This is a genomic window from Streptococcus hillyeri, from assembly GCF_003686955.1.
GTDB classification, from domain to species: Bacteria; Bacillota; Bacilli; order Lactobacillales; family Streptococcaceae; genus Streptococcus; species Streptococcus hillyeri.
The window spans coordinates 17540-36508 of record NZ_RCVM01000010.1 but is presented as its reverse complement, the minus strand read 5'-3'; the positions used below and the strand labels follow the sequence as shown (position 1 = coordinate 36508).

The window sequence follows — 18969 nt, the reverse complement described above, 5'->3', positions numbered from 1 at the left end:
AATATGACATATATAGAAACGCTTGTGGACAGCACGGGAAAGAGCAAAACCTTAGAACTACGCTTCCACCGTGAAGCTAGATTGAGATACCAAGCTGAATCCGTCGAGGCTTTACTAGCTGATAATTACAAATTACTAAAAACAATTTTGGAACATCACCAAAACATACAACGTCCACGTATCCAAGAATTGCTTGATTATGCAGAAGGAAATAACCATGAAGTCAGCGAAGTAGGTAGACGACGTGAGGAGGACATGGCAGATGTTAGAGCGATACACAATTTTGGTAAGGCTATTGCGACATTTAAGCAAGGCTATCTTGTCGGCAAGCCTATCCAAGTTGAGTATAACAGCGGTAACAAGGAATCGGATAAAGCTGTTCAGGAAGCGCTGGACGAACTCGAAAACAAAGCGGGATTACACCAGCTTAACAGAACGCTTGTCCTTGATTTGTCTAAGACGGGACGAGCGTATGAGCTGACTTACCGCTCGACTGACGACGTTACAAAATCAGTTAAGCTAGACCCTTTAAGCACTTTTGTTATTTACGACACGACAACAGAAAAGCACTCAGTCGCTGGTGTGCGTTACTATAATCAAAATCAATTTGACGACAGCAAAAAAACAGTGGAAGTCTACACTGCTGATAAGATCATCAAATTCGATTGGTCGAAAGATTTAGCACAGACAAACGAAACGCCACACAGTTTTGGAATGGTACCGATTACGGAATACCTTAACAACAGCGACGGTCTCGGGGACTATGAAACTGAGCTTAGTTTAATTGATCTATACGATTCATCTCAATCAGACACAGCTAACTACATGCAAGACTTGTCAGACGCTATTTTAGCGATTGTTGGGCGTATCTCATTTCCAGAAGATTGTGATACAGCGGAAAAACAGATTGAGTTTATGCGAAAAATGCGCAAGGCTCGTTTGTTAAATCTTGAACCGCCTGTAGACGCAGATGGACGTGAGGGACATGTAGATGCTAAGTATTTGTATAAACAGTACGATGTTAGCGGAACAGAAGCCTACAAAAAGCGTGTGGTAGATGATATCCACAAGTTTACAATGTTTCCAGACATGTCAGACGAAAACTTCGGAGGAAATCAATCCGGTGTTGCTTTAGCTTGGAAGACCTTTGCGTTAGACCAAGCGAGGGTGGACATGCAGGCCTTGTTTGAGAAGTCGCTACGTCGCAGATATAAGTTGATTGCTGCTATTGGTACAGTTGCAAAAGAACTTACTAATTTTGATATTACAAAGCTGTCGTTTACATTTACACCTAACTTGCCAACAAATACAACAGATATTATCAACAACGCTAAAAATCTTTATGGAATGGTCAGCGATGAGACTGTTTTGGGAACGCTCGAAGCTGTTACAGGAGTTACCAAAGAGATTGAAATGGAGCGGATAGAAAGCGCTGAGGAAGCAGCAAGCAAATTGGCACGACAAATTGAGCAAAATCAGCGTTTTAGCGATAAAGATTTAAGTCAGGAAGTGGTAGCTGATGACAATAGATCTGAGTAAGTATTGGAAAGAACGTTACGAGGCAGAAGAAAAGCGTAGAGCAAAGTCTGACGAGGAACTAGAACGCCAGTTAGATGCTATCTACAAACAACACATCGCTGAAATCCAGAAAGAAATAGACGCTTTTTGGCAACGGTACGCTGATAAGAATGGCATTACTAAGTTAGAAGCTAAAAAACAGGCTGATAACCTTGATATGGACGTTGTTAGCTACAAAGCTAAGCAATTAGTTGCAAGAGCTGAAAAATGGCGCAAAGAAGGTCGTAAGGTCACACAGAAAGACTTTACTAAGGCTGAAAATGACTTGATGAAGCTTTATAACCTCAAGATGAAAACGAGCCGTTTAGAAGTCTTACAGGCTAATTTGAAGTTGCATCAGTATGAACTGGCTATGAATGAGTTAGAAGCCACAGAAAGGCACTTAATCGAGGCTGTACGGCAAGAGAACTTATATTCTAGTGGAATATTAAAGGACACGCTAGGAAGCTATCAGACGTCTAAAACAAGCGCTGAGACGATAGCTTACGCTAACTTCCACGGCTCTAACTGGTCAACTAAGATTTGGGAACGTCAACACATCCTTAGAGAGGTTGTAAGAAAAAGTGTTGCGGATACTATCTTACGTGGTAAGGGGACTCAATTACTTATCAAACAGCTAGAAAAAGAGTTCAAAGTATCTTATGGATACGCTAGACGTTTAGCGGTAACAGAGACAGCGAGGGTTTATTCCGAAGCACAGAAAGCGAACTATAAAGCTAATGATTTTGAGTATTACGAGATACTAGCCGAAAGCGGAGCTTGTAACATCTGTAAGCCATATGATAGCAAACATTACAAAGTTGACGACATGGCACCAGGTCATAACGCACCGCCGTTTCATCCAAATTGTAAATGTACGACAGTGCCTTATGTCGATAGAACAGCTTCTTATTCTGAATTTAAGGAAGATGTGTCAAACGCTTTCGACTTTCTTGGAAAGAAACCTAATGCTACCAAAAAAGAGATACAGAAATTGTTTAAGAATAGCTACAATGTTGGTAAATTATTTGAGCATAAGATTTTTGGAGAATATAGTGGTAAAAATGTTGTTATTCCAGACCATATGATAGCTTATGCACTGACTGCCCATCAAAATCAGATTGTTCTCGATGAATTTTTGAAGATAAAAGAAGTTGTAAAAAATCCAGATTTTATATCTGAAGATATAAGAGGACACAAGAATACATTTTTATTAAATAAGAAAATCTCAGATAATAGGTTTTTAGAGGCAGGCATTGAAGATAAAGGTGGTCAATTTGTATTTCACTTTATGCTACGTGGCGAAAAGAAAAACAATAAACGTTTAAGAAAAATCATAGATAAAGTAAAAAAATATGACATTGTTAATCAAAAAGTGTATAATATAGGTGAGGAATAGAAGTAGAAAAACATCGGGAACTACGCACCCATTAGGGTATCTGAAAAGTGGGGAAGTCCCGTCCCACCTATTCAAGCACTTAGATTATATCTAGGTGCTTTTTTTGTACCCAAAAACAGGAGGAGATATGATTTTAAGTCTGACTTGGCTAATACTGCAATTTGCAATTTTTGTGGTTGTAGGAGCACTTTCAATTATTTTATTGTTGTCAACAATCAAAGGACTAGCTGATTTTTTGATTATATTTTTCAAGGAGATGTAATTTTTAAATGAAAATCATTGAATATCTTAGAAATAAGCTGGCACCACCCAATCCTTCGATTGTTTTATATAACAAATTATCAGAAGCAACCTTTGAAGGTTTCAAGGAAGGAATTAAAAAATGAACAAAAGAATTAAAAAGAAATGGTCTCGTGTTGAGAGACTTGAAAGTGTAGTAGCGCAATTAATGGCTAGCAATGCTTTACTCACGGAAGCTGTGAGCAGGCAGAATAACCTTATCGAAGAGTTAAAAGATATCGGAGAACGCGATGTGCAGGCAACGAACGCACGCTTTGATGATTTAGAAGCTGAAAATAAGTCAATGCGAGTGGACTTAGATGAAGCGATTGTTGAATTTAGAAAAAACAAGAAAAAAGGCCTGTTTGGCCGTAAATAAGGAGAAAAGCAATGAAATATCGCAAGAAGCCAGTCGTGATTGAAGCGATTCAATGGACAGGCGATAATTTTGGAGAGCTTATCCAGTTTGCAAAATCTGATATTTGGTTTGACGATTTAGGCACACTCTGGATTGATACACTAGAAGGCGATATGGTAGCTAAAAAAGGAGATTATATCATTAAAGGTATTCGAGGTGAATTTTATCCTTGCAAACCAGATATTTTTGCCGAAACTTACGAGGTGGCAGAATGAAAGTAAAAGAACTCGCTAAAGTGTTTAACGAATACACACCGCTAAATGTAGTTTCTAATGGTAAGTACTTAGTCGGTGACTTCCCAAACGAATTTTTAAATTGCCAACTAGAGGTGGTAGCTGTGGACATCTCTGCAGATAACACTTTGATAATATATGCAAAATGACAAACAAAATCGCAGATTAGGAGAAATCAAAATGAATCATAAAATCGTTATTTTTTTGGCAAGCGGTAAAACTTTTGCTTTCGAGAATGTTGAGGATGTCATGTTCAGCCAAGAGCATGGTCAATTGCACTTTGAATATTTTGGATCAACCCATCAAGAAAAGAAACTTGCAACATTTGACCTCGCCAAATCTCTTGGTTGGTCAGTAACCAAAGGATTAAAAATCAAGCTTATCTAATATAAAAACTATTCAAAAATACTCAAAAACTGGTTGAAATCGACCAGTTTTTATTTTGTCCTGTCGCATGACGTAAAACTAGGCAAATAAACGTCACTAGCGTGGCTTGTTTGTGTTAGGTATAGATTTATATTCAGACGAGACTAGAAAGCGTTAGGCGCCTGTTTTCGTGGCTCTATGAACGTGATAGCTATATCTAATAGAACGGGACTAGCATGGGAGGAAAAAATGAACAAAGAACTTTTAGCAAAACTTTTTAAGATGGCACCAGACACAGGAAATGGTGGAGGTGCAGAAGTAGGAGCTGAGGAAAGCTCACAAGAACAAGCAGAGCAAGCACAAGCTGAGGAATCAAATGGTTTTAAAGCACCGCAATCACAGTCAGAATTAGACAGTCTTACCAATAAAGCTGTACAAAAAGCTTTAGAGAATTACAAAGCAGGCGAACAACAGCGTATCGCGGAAGCCATCAAAAAAGAAAAAGACTACGCTAATTTATCGGCTGCTGAGCGGGCTCAACAAGAATTTGAAGACCAGCAAGCTGCATTTGCCAAAGAAAAAGCAGAATTTGAGCATGAAAAACTTGTGGTACAGGTTGAAAAAGACCTTGTCGCTAAAGGGTTACCTGCTGGATTTGCTGAAATGCTTGCGGTTGGAGACGCTGAAACAGCTCTTGCGCAGGTTGGAAAGTTTGAAACGGCGTTTAATGCTGCTGTTAATGCAAAAGTTAAGGAATCACTACGTCAGCCAGCACCTCAAGAGGGTGGTAGCGGTTCTTCTCAAACGAACTACGGCGCTCGTCTTGCTGAGGGTTCGCTAGCAACTGGTGGAGAACTATTTTAATTTAAGGAGGGACTAACATGTCCAAAAAAACACTATTTGGCAATGCGGAGATTCTGCACAATATGCCTTATGAAGCTATTTCTGTGACTGTTGACAAGACAACAACAGGAACAGTTGATGAAAACGCACGTAAAATCTTGAAAGCTGGCGCTTTGCTTGCTGGTGACGGCGCTTCAATCTTTAAAGACCGTAGCAAGAAAGTGAAAGTCAATGCTGATGCACCAGACGGCGTGCTACTTTACGACGTTGATGTCACTGATGGTGACGCAGTTGCTACGCTGGTTTATCGTGGTACTCTTCGTGAGGACAAAGTAAACGGCGGTACTGTTTCAGAAGGCGCTAAAACAGCCTTGAAACACATTCAATTTGTGAAAGGAGCATAATCTATGCCATTAATTTATGATATCGTAACAGCGCCTAATGTGGCTGGTTACTGGAATACTAAACAATCAAAGGTAAACGCTACTGAGGGTGAAAAAATCTTCCCAGCACAGAAACAGCTTGGCTTAAAACTCGCTTTTGTAAAAGGTGCTTCTGGTCGTCCAGTTGTGCTTAAACCGTCAGCGTTCGACACAAAGGCTACACTTCGTGAACGCATGAATGTGACTCTATCAGAGGAAGAAATGCCATTCTTCAAGGAGTCAATGCTCGTAAAAGAATCGGATCGTCAGCAACTTAACCTTATCGCACAAACTGGTAATCAAGCCTTGATTGACACAATTACTCGTGGTCTTTTTGACGACGCAACAACGCTCTTGACAGGTGCTCGTGCTCAACTTGAAGCGATGCGCATGCAGGTTTTGGCAACTGGTAAGATTGCTGTAATCGGTAATGGCGTACCGCAAGACTTTGACTATGGTGTTGCCGAAGACCACAAAGGTAAAGTCAAGACAGCTTGGTCAGATGCTGAGACAGCGACACCACTTGCTGACTTGGATACTGCTTTTGCAGCGCTTGAAAATCTAGGCGGTAAAGCAGAAGTCGCTTATATGAACTCTGTGACATTTGCACAGCTTAAAAACGCTAAATCAACAGCAACAGTTATCAAACCTCTTGCGCCTAACGGTGTCGGCGTAACCGCCCAAGAATTGAAAGATTACATCGCTGATAATTATGGCGTGAAGATTGTTGTTAAATCTGGTACTTACAAGGACGCAGACGGCAAAGTTAAGAAATACTTCCCAGACGCGCGTGTAACGCTTGCACCTAACTCAGCTCTTGGTCGCACAGTCTTTGGTACAACACCAGAAGAAAGCGACTTGATGGGCGGTAATACTGGTGCATCTGTTAAGATTGTCGATGAAGGTATCGCAATCACTACAACTAAGCACACAGACCCAGTAAACGTTGAAACAAAAGTATCTATGATTGCATTGCCATCGTTTGAAAACTTGGATGATTGCTATATGTTTTCTACGACACCAGAAATCTAGGAGGTAGATCATGGCTAAAGTTATCGCAGGTTTCCGTGATAAGGAAACACAGGTTATTTATGTGATTGGTGACGAGTACGAAGGCGACCGAGAAACAGAATTAGTCGAAAAAGGCTTTTTGGAAGGCGAGAAGGTAGTTTCGAAATATGCAGGTTTGTCGGCAGATGAATTGAAAGAATTGCTAACTGAGCGTGGTATCGAATTTAAAGAAACTTCAAAACCAGCTACTTTTATCAAACTTCTTGAAAAAGCAGATGCAGCAGCTGACGCTGAATAGTCAGGAGGCGTTACATGACGCAACTGGACGAACGGGCAGTAATTGACAATGTTAAACTAGATTTAGATATCGACGATATATTGCAAGATGACTTATTAGATATGCTTTTACAGCGTGTAATCAAGCATTTCAAAGCAGAATACGGCGTGTCTGAAATAGATGACGCCTATTCTTTTATCTTTGAAGATTGCGTTATTAAACGCTTTAATAGACGTGGCTCAGAAGGTGCGTCATCAGAAAGTGTGGAAGGTCACTCTGTTTCTTATTACGAAAACAAGAATGAGTTTTTACCTTATGACGACATGCTCCAAAAGGCTTTTGGTCAATCTGGGCAATCTCAGAAAGGCAGGATTTTTGTCTTATGAGATTTGCAGACAGAGTTGACTTGGTCGCAGTCACAAAAGAGCGTTACGACCCCGATTTGGGCGAGTATGTAGGCAAAGATGAACAATCTTTGAGAGTGCCGGCTTATGTAATGGATATGAGTTTAGATCGGCAAAAACTTGTTTACGGCGAATTTAAAAAAGATACAAAGACGGTATTTCTGAAAAGAAAGCCGTCTTTTGTTTTTTCGAAAATCTTGTACAAAGGCAAACCTTACAAAGTCACCGCTGAAAAGCAGTCTGATACAGTCTTTTATCTGGAAGGGGATGATAGCCTTGGTTAACAGAATAAAGGTTGAGTTCAACGGACTGGATAAATTACAAGCTAAGTTACTAAAAGCTATCCAACTCAAGGAAGTTGAAAGAATCATTGAAGATAACGGTGTGGCTATGCAGAAAAAAGCAATTAGAAACGCTGAAAACTTTCGTGGGCACTATGAAGGCTGGGGCAAAAAGAAGCGGTTTGTCAAACCAACTGGAGCGACAAAACGGTCTATCTCGTTTTCAAGTGGTAAGTTGGGCAGATTTAAATATCGTGTTATGCCAGGCACAGAATACGCTGCTTACGTTGAGTTAGGAACTCGTAAGATGTCAGCGCAACCGTTTATAGGGCCTGCTTACATGGACCAAGTAAATCAATTTAAGAAAGATATGAGCGACCTAGTGAAATGAAAACTAGAGAACAAGCAATATTTGATGAGGTTTTCAAGCGCACACTAGCTTTGGGTTATACCGTTTATGATTATAAACCAGACGACAATGCACCTTATCCATTTGTTGAATTTGAAGATACAACAACGTCTTTTAAAACAAATAAGACAGATATTAAAGGGGATATTGAACTCGTTTTATCGATTTGGGGATTGCAAAAGAAAAGAAAGCAGGTGTCAGATATGGCATCTGCTATTTTTTCACAGGCAATGACTATCAACGAAGCGAGTGGATATCGTTTAATGCTTAAACCTAATCAATCAAATATATCACTATTTGACGATAATACCGCAGTTATTCCTCTCAAGCGTGGGCGGATTCGATTGGTATTTACATTACTTTAAAAAGGAGGGCAACCATGCCAACAGCAAAAAAAGGGATTGATTCAATCCTGTTATTCCGTGTATTAAAGACTGCTGCAAGTAAAGCAGCTGCTAAGTTAGCTTTTCAAACTGAACATTCAACAGAAAAAAGCCGTGATACAAATACCCAACAAACAAAAGATGGACTTCTGCAATCTCTTGGAGGTCTAGAAGTAACCTTATCAGCAACTTCAATTATGGCTGAATCTGATCCATTAGTTGAAGAACTTGAAAAGGCTATGGATAACGGTGACCTTGTAGAAATCTGGGAAATCGAAAAAGGCGCTAAACAGAAAAACGGCAAATTCTCAGCAACCTATTACCAAGGGTATCTCACTTCGTTCAACAAAACTAAAAACTCAGAAGATTTAGTTGAGCTTGAAATGGAATTCGGTATCAACGGTGTTGGCGCTAAAGGTGAAGCTACATTGACAGAGGGCCAAGCGGAAGTGGTTCAATATAAATTTGCTGATACTACAGCGGGTTCAGTCACCACAGAAACTACTGACGTAAGTTCACAACGTTAACACTAAGGGCTATTAAGCCCTTTTTATTTTTTGAGATTTAAGGAGTAAAACAATGCAATTAACAATTAAAGATAAAGATTATAACGTTAAATTCGGCGTGGACTTTGTTCGTGCTTTGGACGAAATGCATCCAGTAGAACAAAATGGGTTGAAATTCGGTTTTTCTCTATCTGCAAAAATCCCAGAATTACTTGGTTACAATATCGCTTCTTTGACAGATGTTTTGTATATGGGAACAATCAAACAAAGTCCAAGACCGTCGTTTAACGATGTGAAAGAATTTGTTGAAGATCATGAAGATATTGAAGCGCTGTTTGATGAAACAATTGCAGAATTGAGGAAATCAAACGCGGGTAAGTTAGCAATGAAAGACCTGGACAGCAAGCTGGAGGCATAGAAGATAATCTATCATCTATTGAAACGTATGAAAGGATTGTTGTTGACTGTGTTCGTTATCTCAATATGACAAATATTGATGAAATTGGTCAATTGACACTTTATGAATATGAATTGTTGATGACTGGAGTATTGCTGAGAAAAGAAGACGAAAACGAGCAAATACACCGCTTAGCTTGGTTGAATCGTCAAGTTGAGTCCGTTAAGAGAGATGGTAAAACTCCGCAATATAGACAGTATAACGACTTTTATAAATCGAAAGAGAAAAAAGTTAAAAAACATCAGCTTTCAAAAGAAGATATTGAACTCCTTAAAATAGCAAATCTTTAAAGGAAAGGAGGTAAATAGATGGCAGAAAGTTACTCAGTTGAAGCGATATTGACAGCGGTCGACAGGTCGATGACAAGCGTTTTGAAAGATGTTCAAAGGCAGTTGCAGGCTACGGAAAACCAAGGGAAAACCTTTGGACAGAAAGTTACTGGAGCTATGGAAGCGGTCGGGAAGCCGATGGCGGTAGCTGGTGCAGCAATTACAGCAGTAGGTGTAAAAACTTTAAACAGTTACGGTGATTTTGAATCAGCAATAAACAAGGCTGCAGTAGTAGCAGGATCAAGCGGACAATCACTAAAAGGTGACATGGAAGGTTTATCAGCAGTTGCTATGAAAATGGGTAGAGATTTGCCTATTTCTGCTAACGATGCAGCCTATGCCATGATTGAGATGGCTCAGAATGGTGCAAGTGTGGGAGATTTAAAGAAAATTTTCCCAGCGGTTGCTCAAGCTTCGGTTGCAGCAGGTTCTGATTTGCGGACAACAGCAGGGGTGGTTCAACAAGCTATGACAGTTTGGGGTTCTAGTCTAGAAAGCCCTCAACAAGCGGCGGGTATCCTTACTAAGTCGGCCAACCTGTCTAACGCTTCGATAGAGTCAATGCAACAAGCCTTAGCGACAATTGGTCCTACTGCATCAGCTTCCGGAATTGGTTTAGCAGATACTTCTACCGCTATAGGTCTTTTGACTAATACCGGTATGAGTTCTGCACAGGCTGCCCAAGACTTGAATCATGCTCTTTTGATGATGCAAGCTCCAACTAAAAAAGCGGCAAAGATGGCTGATAGATTAGGTATTAGTTTTACTGATGCACAAGGGAACATGAAGCCTTTTCCGCAAATCCTTGAAGAAGTGGCTAAAGCTACTGATGGGATGAGTGAATCGCAGAAAACCGCAGCTTTAAAAGCGATGTTTAATACAGCAGGTTTGCAAGCTATGCGACCGTTGTTGGATTCAATTGGAAAAGGTACTGATGATGCAAGTTCTAAGTGGGCTAAATATAGCGCAGAATTAGATAAAGCATCGGGCTCTCATGACAAAGCAGTGGGATTCCTCAAAAATTCAGCTAATGACATGCAACAAAACGTAGGCTCTAAAATTGAACAATTAGGAGGTTCTTGGGAATCACTGAGTTACAAAGCTAGTCAAAGCCAATCTAAGATAACTGGAGGGCTTCTTGATAGCGGTTCTGGTATTTTAGAATGGGCTACAGAATCAGATAGCGCTTTGGCTAAAGTGACTAGAGGCTTTGTTGGGCTAACGCCAGTTGTGGGGCCAGCTCTTACTGGAGTAGGTGGCGCAATGATGAACGCTGGTCATATTGCTAAGGGTGTCAAAGGTTCGTTTGATTTAGCTAAAAAAGGTATATCTGGCTTGAAAAACGCTAAAAATGTCGGTAGTGCGTTGATCGGGATGGCTAAAGGTTCTAAATCGGCAGCATCGGCTCTCACTTTTATGGCTGATAGCTCTATAATTGCTAAAGGGGCTTTAGGTGGATTAAACATTTTCAGTAAAATCGGAGGCTGGGCTTCGACTGCAGGAACTGCAATTTCTGGATTCTTTACTTCTACCGCAGCAGGTTCTGCGATAGCTAGTGCTTTCTCTGGAGCTTGGACTGCGCTTAGTGCTGCTTTTACAGCAACCCCTATCGGATGGATAGTTTTGGGTATTGCTGGGGTAGTTGCTGCGTTAGTTCTTTTGTGGAACAAGTCAGAAGCATTTAGAAGCGCCTGCATTTCAATTTGGAATGGTATCAAAGATGTAGCCTCTCAAGCTTGGGAAGGTATAAAAGCGGCTTGGAATAGTGCGGTAGAATGGTTTGGTACGCTTTGGGAGTCCATTAAGTCAACGGCAAGCACGGCGTGGAATGGATTTTTAGAGTTTATCTCGCCAGTTGTCGAAGGAATTAAGACGATTTGGAATACACTCGTTGAATGGTTTACAACTTTATGGACAAACATAAAAACGACTGCTACAAACTCATGGAACGGTTTCACAGAAGGACTAATACCCATTATCGAAGGTGTGAAAAATGTTTGGAATGCTTTAGTAGAATTCTTTACAACTCTCTGGGAAGGTATTAAGAGTACCGCAATTACTGCGTGGAATGGGCTCACAGAAGGAATCGCCCCAATCGTTGAGGCTTTAAAATCTATTTGGAATTCATTCAAGGAGTTCATGTCAGCGCTATGGAATGGCATTATTCAAGTTGCTACTGTGGCTTGGAATACATTAGCCCCAGTTATTTCGGTGGCTTGGGAAGCTATTAAAGCGGTGATTTCTGGAGCTATCAGCGTAGTTACGACTATAATTCAGACAGGTATGTCGGTATTGCAAAGTATCTGGAACGTTGCTTGGGCTGTATTGCAACCAATTATGTCAACTACTTGGGAGAATATTAAGGTTGTTATCTCAACGATTTTAGCAAATATCAAAACCGTCATTTCAACAGGCTTAACCGTTATTCAAACGGTATGGAGTACGATATGGAACGTCATTAAGACTATTGTTTCTACTGTGTGGAATGTCATTTCCACGGTTATATCAACTGCATTAAATGTCATTGCAGGTATCATCAAGACAGCTACAGCTTTGATAAAAGGCGACTGGCAAGGCGCTTGGGAAGCTATCAAAGGAGTAGCTCAAACTGTCTGGAATGGAATCAAGTCTGTTATAACTACATTGATTAACGGTATCAAGACAGTTATCACAACAGTGATGAACACTATCAAATCTGTAATCACAAGCGTCTGGAATGGAATCAAGTCTGTTATTACAAATAACATCAATGCAGCCAAAAACATTGTTACAAATGTCGGAAATGCTATGAAGTCAGCTTTTGTTAACGCAATGAACGCCATGAAATCTGGTGTTAGTAGCGCCATTTCTGGAGTTAAAAATATTTTAAATGGCCTTGGAAACATTGATTTATCAGGAGCTGGTAGAGCAATCATGGACGGATTTTTAGGCGGTTTGAAAGCTGCATGGGGAGCTGTTCAAAATTTTGTAGGTGGTATTGCTGGTTGGATTAAAGCGCACAAAGGTCCTATCTCTTACGATAAAAAACTCTTGATTCCAGCTGGTAAAGCTATCATGGGTGGTTTAAACGGTGGTTTAGAGACTGGTTTTGGAAATGTTCAAGACACAGTTTCAGGCATGGCTGGCTCTATCAGAGCAGGCTTTGAAGATGCTAGTAGCCGTGTAGCTAGTATGTCCAACGCACTCCAAAGCAGATTCACCAACAACGTTTCTGGTAGCTTGTCGGCAACTTACGAGCTAAACCAAACTAAGGAAGCGGCTCACTTTAATTTAACGCTTGGTAATCATAGCTTTAGAACATTTACCGAAGACATCACAGAAATGCAAGATTTGGAATTAATTTTAAGTGATTATTAGAAAGGATTCTTATGTATACATTTGTAGATACAACAGTTTCACAGGGTATTCGTGCTCCTGTTGAACCTGTAGATAATATGTCGATTAACGGTACACCTCTTAACCACTTGGTTGAGGGGTACCGCCATTTGACGGTGACGGGTAGAGGCATTGTTGGGCAGAGTGTCAAGACCACCTCTGTACCTGGTCGTCGTGGTGTTTGGGTGGAAGATATTTCAGATGATGAGCGCACTTTAGAAATCAAGTACCAACTTGAAGCAAAAAACAGTGCTGAAATGCGGGATAAATTTGCAAAACTGAACAAGATTTTGCGGACTCATGCTAGTAGTGGTTATCTTGAAATCACATTTAAGGATGAACCTGGTTACACCTATTACGGTTATTTCAGTGGCGCTGATGATATTGAGGAAAAATCACTTTCCATTGTCAGCAAGTTCACCCTGCTAGTACCAGACGGATATAAGAAAAAATCAGCCCAGAACTCAACTGGGCTTGTTTCTTTATCAGATGCCTCGGAAGTCTTACCTGAATCAATCACAGTCACACCGACTGGGACGGTTAGCCAGGTACAGATTATCAACAGCACAAAGATTTTATCTTTTTCAGGATCATATACAGCAGGAAAAGACATTGTGGTGACTTTTGGAGTCGAAGAAGTGACCGCTACCTACAACGGCAGGAATATTCTCAGCGAGCTAGAGCGATTCAGTCCGCTGGAACAATTCACTGTCCGAAATGGTGATACTATTACAGCCAAAAACGCCACGGTAAAAAAAGTAGTTTGGAGGGACGAACGAGCGTGATTTATTTATTTGATAAAGACGAGAAACTCTTTAAAATTGTCAATAAACCTGCTATCAAGACAGCTCTCCAGAAGTATACTCTAACCAGTGAGCGCTATGTTTCTGACAGGTTGACTGTCGAGATGAAAGCTTTAAACGCTGACGAACTGGAAAAAGTGGAGTACATGGCCATACAGACCATAGAAGATGCTCACACTTTTCATTATTTTTACGTTGCTCAGAAGACTTCTGATAATCTGACATCATTAATCGGTGTCCAGTCTGGTATCGAGGAGCTTAGAAAAACGGTTGTTTATGACAAACGACCTCAAAATGCTTTTGCCAGAGAGGTCATCAATGATTTGCTAAAAGATACAAATTGGCAAGTTCGATTTATTGGCGAAACAACTCCACACAGCACCAATTTTTATTATGTTTCAACCTTTGACGCACTGAAAAAGGTATGCGAAGTCTGGGACCTGGAAATGCAATTTTTCGTTGAGATGAACGGCAACCAAATCGGTGCCCGTTACATTGATTTTAAGAAAAAAATCGGTCAAGCCATCGGTAAGCGAGTGGTTTACGGCCATAACGCTCTACAAATCATCCAAGAAATTGAAAGAACAAACATTTTTACAGCTCTTGTAGGACGTGGTAAAGGTGTGCAAGTCAGCTCTGCGGGGGATATAGCAGAACGTTCATCGAGCGAAAACAAAACAACACAAGCGATGCAACAATCAGACGGTTACGGACGTAAAATCACTTTTGAGGATGTAGTCTGGTCAACAGCTAAAGGAAAACCAGTCAATAAACCAAAGGGGCAGAAGTATCTTGAACTACCTGCAATGACGAAGTTGTACGGTATCAAAAACGCTGACGGTTCAATGCGTCCCAAAATCGGATTTGTGGAATTTCCTGAAGAGGAAGACCCAGAGATTTTAGCAGAACGAACCTATAAGACCCTGATTGATACAGCACGGCCACAACTGACCTTGAAGACATCAAGTGTCTATCTACGAGGCGTGAAGGTCGGAGACACTATCCGAGTGGTTCGCCACGACAAAAAACTGGACTATGACACCCGTATTTTTGAAATTACATTCAACCGCCTCAACAATCAGTCAAGCGACATCAAGCTTGGGGACAGAGTAGGAGAAAGCAATGAGGCAAAAGCTCAGATCATTGCTGACAAGGCTATTGATAACTTTGTGGCCAACGAGTTCTCGAACTTTGTGCAAAACCTCCCAGACTTTCTGCCAAGTGCTGATGGTTTTAACAATAACTGGTATGGCGCTGAAGACCCTAGCAAGAAATACCCAGGGAAGGTCATTATCAATGACATTTGGTACAAGCCCGACTCTGAGCACGAAGGTCATAAGATTATGCTCAGATGGACAGGAGAAGTCTGGGAAGAAATCTTGAGGACCTATGACAGCGAAGCCTTGCGTGATAGAATTGCGAAAGAAATTGCTCAAGTCACTGCCCAAATCGAAGCAAGCAGCGCTGAGCATGACCGACAAGTCTCCGACATCCGTGCACAAGCGACAGACGCAAAGACGCTAGCCCAGCAAGCGCAACAAATTGGCACGCAAGCTAAATCGGACGCAGCTAATGCCTTGACTAAAGCTTTGCAGTACAAGTCTGAGGCAATAGCAGAGGCGCAACGCTTAGATATAGCTGAGAGACAGGCGACAGAAGGTAAACTGGCCACAGCTAAAAGTCAAGCAGTGGCAGAGGCTAACAGGTTAATCGAGTTGACCAAAAGTCTCTTAGCAGGTCAGATTGATGGGGTATCAACAGAGCTTACGCAGACAAAGGAAAACATCAAGCTACTTGCCACAAGAGCAACAGTTGACACACTGACCGGTCGTGTCTCATCCGCTGAATCCACCTTGCAAGTCCAGGCTGGGGAAATCGCAAGCCGTGTCAAAACAAGTGATTTTGACCAAGCAAAACAACGCTTGACGACTGCTGAAAGCTCAATTACTCAGTTAGGTAATCGTATCACGACTGAGATTAGCGAGACAAAAGGCTTAATACCAAAGGAATTTGGTGGAGTTAACTTATTGCTTAATAGCTCGTTTGAGCAGACAGCAACAACTACTGCGTTTGTTGTTGGCGGTCAGGCTTACGATAAAAGCGCAAAAAACTGGAATACATACAATGGTGGTATCTCTAATCCTGCAACAAGCTATCATGCTTATGTTGGAGATGGAGCAGAGCGACAATCTGTAGGAGTTTTCAATGAAAGTAATGGCCAACGAAATTGGAAAGGTTTTTCTCAGAATATAACTAGTCGAATACCTCAAACGACTGATAATTTTATGTTTTCGGTCGATGTTTTTGCAACTGGTGCAGGCACAAAAATCTTCGGTGGATTATACTACTATGACAAATCAGGAACAAGAAAATTCCACGCAGGGCAATTTAATCTAATTGTAGACTCGTTTAACAAATGGCAACGTGTTAATGTTAAAGTACCATTTGATAAATTTACATGCGACTTTGGCAAAAGTGTCCTTTTTTATGTTTATGGATACAATTTCACGACAAACAGTATCTTGTATATTGATAAATTAAAGCTGGAAATAGGAGAGATTGCCACAGCGCACAGCGTAGCGCCAGAAGAGCTACAGGACAAACTGATAAATGCTAAGACGCTCATCACCCAAACAGCACAAGGCCAAGAGCAACTATCAACACGTTTATCTCAGACTGAGGGTAAAGTAACGACTGCTGAGACTAGCATCAGACAACTGATAAACGATGTGTCAAGCAAAGTCTCTCAACGTGATTTTGATACTGCGACGGGTCGTTTGACAAATGCCGAAACGCTGATTGCTCAGCACACAGGACAGATTGCACTCAAAGCAGAAAAAACGCTAGTAGATAACGTCAAATCAACAGCTAGTGACGCATTGGCAAAAGCACAGGCTAACGCTCAATCAATTACTCAAGCGAAAGCAGAGTTAAAAGTTGCGACTGACAAGATTGCCAGTCTTGTGACTAAGACAGACTTTAACACTGCGACAGGACGACTATCAACGCTAGAAACATCAGTAGAGCAACATGCTGACGAAATTTCCAAACGATTGACTAGCACGCAGGTTGAGCAGGCCATATCTGGCAAGGGCTATCAGACCAAAGCGCAAGTCGACAGTAACATCACAGGTCGTGGCTATATCACATCATCAGCGTTACAGCCTTATGTGACCTCAACAGTGCTTGAAAATAAGGTCACAGAGACAGCAGGCAGTTTTGAGCGCTCTATCACCGAGACAAAAGCACTGATACCAACGTCAACAAGCGTCAATCTCGTAGACGGGACAAAGGATTTTAGCGGGTCTCACTTTTGGATTGATGGCAATTGGCGACTAGACGGTCGTACTGTCGCAGGAGCGGATGTGTTGACTTGGCAAAGTGGTAACAAAGCATCACCGACGTTAACCTGGCAAGTCGAGGCTGGTAAAGAGTACATTTTTAGCGCGTATGTCGCCAAAGAGACAACAGGGACTGTTTACTTTTACCTCTATAATTTTGGTGGTGACGATATCACAAGTACAACTCGTCGTAACCACCATATTGATGATGTTGGTACTGATTTTAAACGGTTTACATTGCATTTTGTACCAACGCGCTCAGGCAAAATCAGAGCGAGATTTGCGATTCTGGCTAGTGACGTCGGAGGTTTTAGCGTTGCAGGTTATCAATTACTTGAGGGTCGTCTTGAGCAACCTTGGAGCCCATCGGTAAAAGAGCTATCGGTAGTCACTGCTTTTAACACAGTCAAAGACACCGTAGATGCTCACAAGCGTGTGATTGGTGATGGGAGTGCGATTTCACAGGCTATTCAGTCGGCTAGTAAGTTTGAGCGGTCGATTGTGGCTGGTGGTGACATTTATCAAGCGATTGAGACGGCCAAAGGCCTTGTAAGTCGTGTATCAAGTCTGTCAGACGGTCAAAATTTAGTTTACGACCCGACAAATTTTTCGAAATATAAAGCTAGAACATCTAATTCAACTCTTGCACTAACAGGTACAAGCAGTTATAAACTCTTGCGTATTACGCAGACAGGTTTGTCTTCGCCAAAATGGAAAGGATTCCAGGTACCGCTACACACCCAAAGCTTTACAGCAGGCGAAAAATTAAGTTATCGAGTTAATCTTTGGGTGGACGTTTTACCAGACGACATCGTGGGAATTGAGATAAAAAACGGTACTGATAAGATTGCAGTTTTTCCTATCAGGTTGACCCAAACAGGGTCATCGCAAATATTTACTGGTACTGTTACTGTCTCTAAAACAACCACAACGACAGACGACTATGGCTTGCACGTTTGGATACGTAAAAACGGGACAGTAGCTATTGGTCAAATATCTATCGTAAGAGGCGACGTGCCACCGACTAGTTTTGTGGACAGCACGTCTGCCATGCAGTTAGCGGCGGAAACCCAAATGAGCCAACTTGCAGGCTCTTGGGCGGTTAAAAATCTGACTAGCGCTGGTACTGTGCTTAATCAGCTAAATCTCAATAAAGATGGCTCAGTCAAGATTGACGGTAAACTAGTGCAAATCACTGGTACGACGTACATACAAGACGGTGTTATCACCTCTGCTAAGATTGCTAGCTTAGATGCTGCTAAGATTACAGCAGGTACGCTTGATGCAAGCAGAGTCAATGTTATCAATCTTAACGCAAGCAAGATTGTCGGTTTAGACGCAAACTTTATTAAAGCAAAAATTGAGACTGCGATGATCGATTGGATGAAAGGTAAAGTGATTACTGCTAAAAACGAAGCGATGCAAATCAATCTTAATGAAGCTAATATAACTTTCAAAGCAAATGCGTCTATCGCTTTTAATTCTGTTTATAATACAATTCATCGTACAAGAGGTGCAAATACTGGATTTTTAAAAATCGAAGACTCTACAGGTGGCGGTGTCAATGTAATAGTAGGTGCGACGTCTGGAAATGCATCGCAAACAATTGATACTGCTAGATTTGCTGGTATAGTTGCTAATCGAGATAATGACATGTCAGATTATGTCGAGATTTATGGAGATTATATCTATTTTAAACACGCAAAAAACTCCAAAAAAATGGTATTCCAAGCAGCTGCTATGACGAGAGATTATAACCTTTTAGGGATACTTGACAAACTTATCCACAACATGAATAAACTGCACAGAGCAGGAGCATTCGGCAGAGAAACTCACTTTACTGATGATGTTTCTGGAGTAGGCTTTTTTGATTAAG

20 protein-coding genes are annotated in these 18969 nt (G+C 41.1%); all 20 read left to right on the top strand.

Translation table 11 applies throughout. The features are described 5' to 3' along the window. Nucleotides 1-3: 3 nt before the first annotated feature. The 20 genes from EAF07_RS05970 to EAF07_RS05880 all read left to right on the top strand — a co-directional run bounded on the left by EAF07_RS05970 (nucleotide 4) and on the right by EAF07_RS05880 (nucleotide 18968). Complete coding sequence (locus EAF07_RS05970) at nucleotides 4-1539, top strand: phage portal protein (RefSeq protein ID WP_121835640.1); 1536 nt, start codon at nucleotides 4-6, stop codon at nucleotides 1537-1539. Beyond that, the gene (locus EAF07_RS05965; protein WP_121835638.1) at nucleotides 1520-2956 is read left to right on the top strand and encodes a minor capsid protein; all 1437 of its coding nucleotides are present in this window, start codon (nucleotides 1520-1522) and stop codon (nucleotides 2954-2956) included. The genes EAF07_RS05970 and EAF07_RS05965 overlap by 20 nt, the downstream gene beginning before the upstream one ends. Nucleotides 2957-3338: 382 nt before the next feature. Then, complete coding sequence (locus EAF07_RS05960; RefSeq protein ID WP_183121665.1) at nucleotides 3339-3614, top strand: hypothetical protein; 276 nt, start codon at nucleotides 3339-3341, stop codon at nucleotides 3612-3614. An 11-nt stretch (nucleotides 3615-3625) separates the two neighbouring features. Beyond that, a complete protein-coding gene (locus EAF07_RS05955; protein WP_121835636.1) occupies nucleotides 3626-3868 on the top strand; it encodes a hypothetical protein in 243 nt (80 codons plus the stop codon). Then, a complete protein-coding gene (locus EAF07_RS10620) occupies nucleotides 3865-4035 on the top strand; it encodes a hypothetical protein (protein WP_183121664.1) in 171 nt (56 codons plus the stop codon). Before EAF07_RS05955 ends, EAF07_RS10620 begins: the two co-directional genes overlap by 4 nt. A gap of 31 nt (nucleotides 4036-4066) precedes the next feature. Further along, the gene (locus tag EAF07_RS05950) at nucleotides 4067-4273 is read left to right on the top strand and encodes a hypothetical protein (protein WP_121835635.1); all 207 of its coding nucleotides are present in this window, start codon (nucleotides 4067-4069) and stop codon (nucleotides 4271-4273) included. Nucleotides 4274-4501: 228 nt separating this feature from the next. Then, nucleotides 4502-5116, top strand: coding sequence for a DUF4355 domain-containing protein (locus EAF07_RS05945; protein WP_121835633.1), 615 nt, complete (start codon nucleotides 4502-4504; stop codon nucleotides 5114-5116). A gap of 17 nt (nucleotides 5117-5133) precedes the next feature. Continuing rightward, nucleotides 5134-5499: a hypothetical protein gene (locus EAF07_RS05940; protein ID WP_121835631.1), complete on the top strand. Its 366-nt coding sequence runs from the start codon at nucleotides 5134-5136 to the stop codon at nucleotides 5497-5499. Between the two features lie 3 nt (nucleotides 5500-5502). Next, complete coding sequence (locus EAF07_RS05935; RefSeq protein ID WP_121835629.1) at nucleotides 5503-6549, top strand: major capsid protein; 1047 nt, start codon at nucleotides 5503-5505, stop codon at nucleotides 6547-6549. A 10-nt stretch (nucleotides 6550-6559) separates the two neighbouring features. Further along, on the top strand, nucleotides 6560-6826 hold the full coding sequence (locus EAF07_RS05930) for a hypothetical protein (RefSeq protein WP_121835627.1): 267 nt from the start codon (nucleotides 6560-6562) through the stop codon (nucleotides 6824-6826). A gap of 14 nt (nucleotides 6827-6840) precedes the next feature. Further along, a complete protein-coding gene (locus tag EAF07_RS05925; RefSeq protein WP_121835625.1) occupies nucleotides 6841-7191 on the top strand; it encodes a phage head-tail connector protein in 351 nt (116 codons plus the stop codon). Beyond that, nucleotides 7188-7493, top strand: a complete 306-nt coding sequence (locus EAF07_RS05920; RefSeq protein ID WP_121835623.1) for a hypothetical protein — start codon at nucleotides 7188-7190, stop codon at nucleotides 7491-7493. Before EAF07_RS05925 ends, EAF07_RS05920 begins: the two co-directional genes overlap by 4 nt. Beyond that, a complete protein-coding gene (locus tag EAF07_RS05915) occupies nucleotides 7486-7881 on the top strand; it encodes an HK97-gp10 family putative phage morphogenesis protein (protein WP_220702229.1) in 396 nt (131 codons plus the stop codon). Before EAF07_RS05920 ends, EAF07_RS05915 begins: the two co-directional genes overlap by 8 nt. Continuing rightward, nucleotides 7878-8264 (top strand): phage capsid protein, encoded by a 387-nt coding sequence (locus tag EAF07_RS05910; RefSeq protein ID WP_121835619.1) that lies wholly within the window; start codon nucleotides 7878-7880, stop codon nucleotides 8262-8264. The genes EAF07_RS05915 and EAF07_RS05910 overlap by 4 nt, the downstream gene beginning before the upstream one ends. Nucleotides 8265-8278: 14 nt before the next feature. Then, a complete protein-coding gene (locus tag EAF07_RS05905; protein WP_121835617.1) occupies nucleotides 8279-8809 on the top strand; it encodes a phage major tail protein, TP901-1 family in 531 nt (176 codons plus the stop codon). Nucleotides 8810-8861: 52 nt separating this feature from the next. Further along, nucleotides 8862-9206 carry a tail assembly chaperone gene (locus tag EAF07_RS05900; protein WP_121835615.1) on the top strand — a complete coding sequence of 115 codons (345 nt, stop codon included), beginning with the start codon at nucleotides 8862-8864 and terminating at the stop codon, nucleotides 9204-9206. 65 nt (nucleotides 9207-9271) lie between these two features. Next, a complete protein-coding gene (locus tag EAF07_RS05895; RefSeq protein WP_121835613.1) occupies nucleotides 9272-9535 on the top strand; it encodes a hypothetical protein in 264 nt (87 codons plus the stop codon). Between the two features lie 18 nt (nucleotides 9536-9553). After that, complete coding sequence (locus tag EAF07_RS05890) at nucleotides 9554-12931, top strand: phage tail tape measure protein (RefSeq protein WP_121835611.1); 3378 nt, start codon at nucleotides 9554-9556, stop codon at nucleotides 12929-12931. 77 nt (nucleotides 12932-13008) lie between these two features. Then, complete coding sequence (locus EAF07_RS05885) at nucleotides 13009-13734, top strand: distal tail protein Dit (RefSeq protein WP_245962701.1); 726 nt, start codon at nucleotides 13009-13011, stop codon at nucleotides 13732-13734. Next, on the top strand, nucleotides 13731-18968 hold the full coding sequence (locus EAF07_RS05880) for a phage tail spike protein (protein ID WP_121835607.1): 5238 nt from the start codon (nucleotides 13731-13733) through the stop codon (nucleotides 18966-18968). The genes EAF07_RS05885 and EAF07_RS05880 overlap by 4 nt, the downstream gene beginning before the upstream one ends. Nucleotide 18969 lies beyond the last annotated feature (1 nt).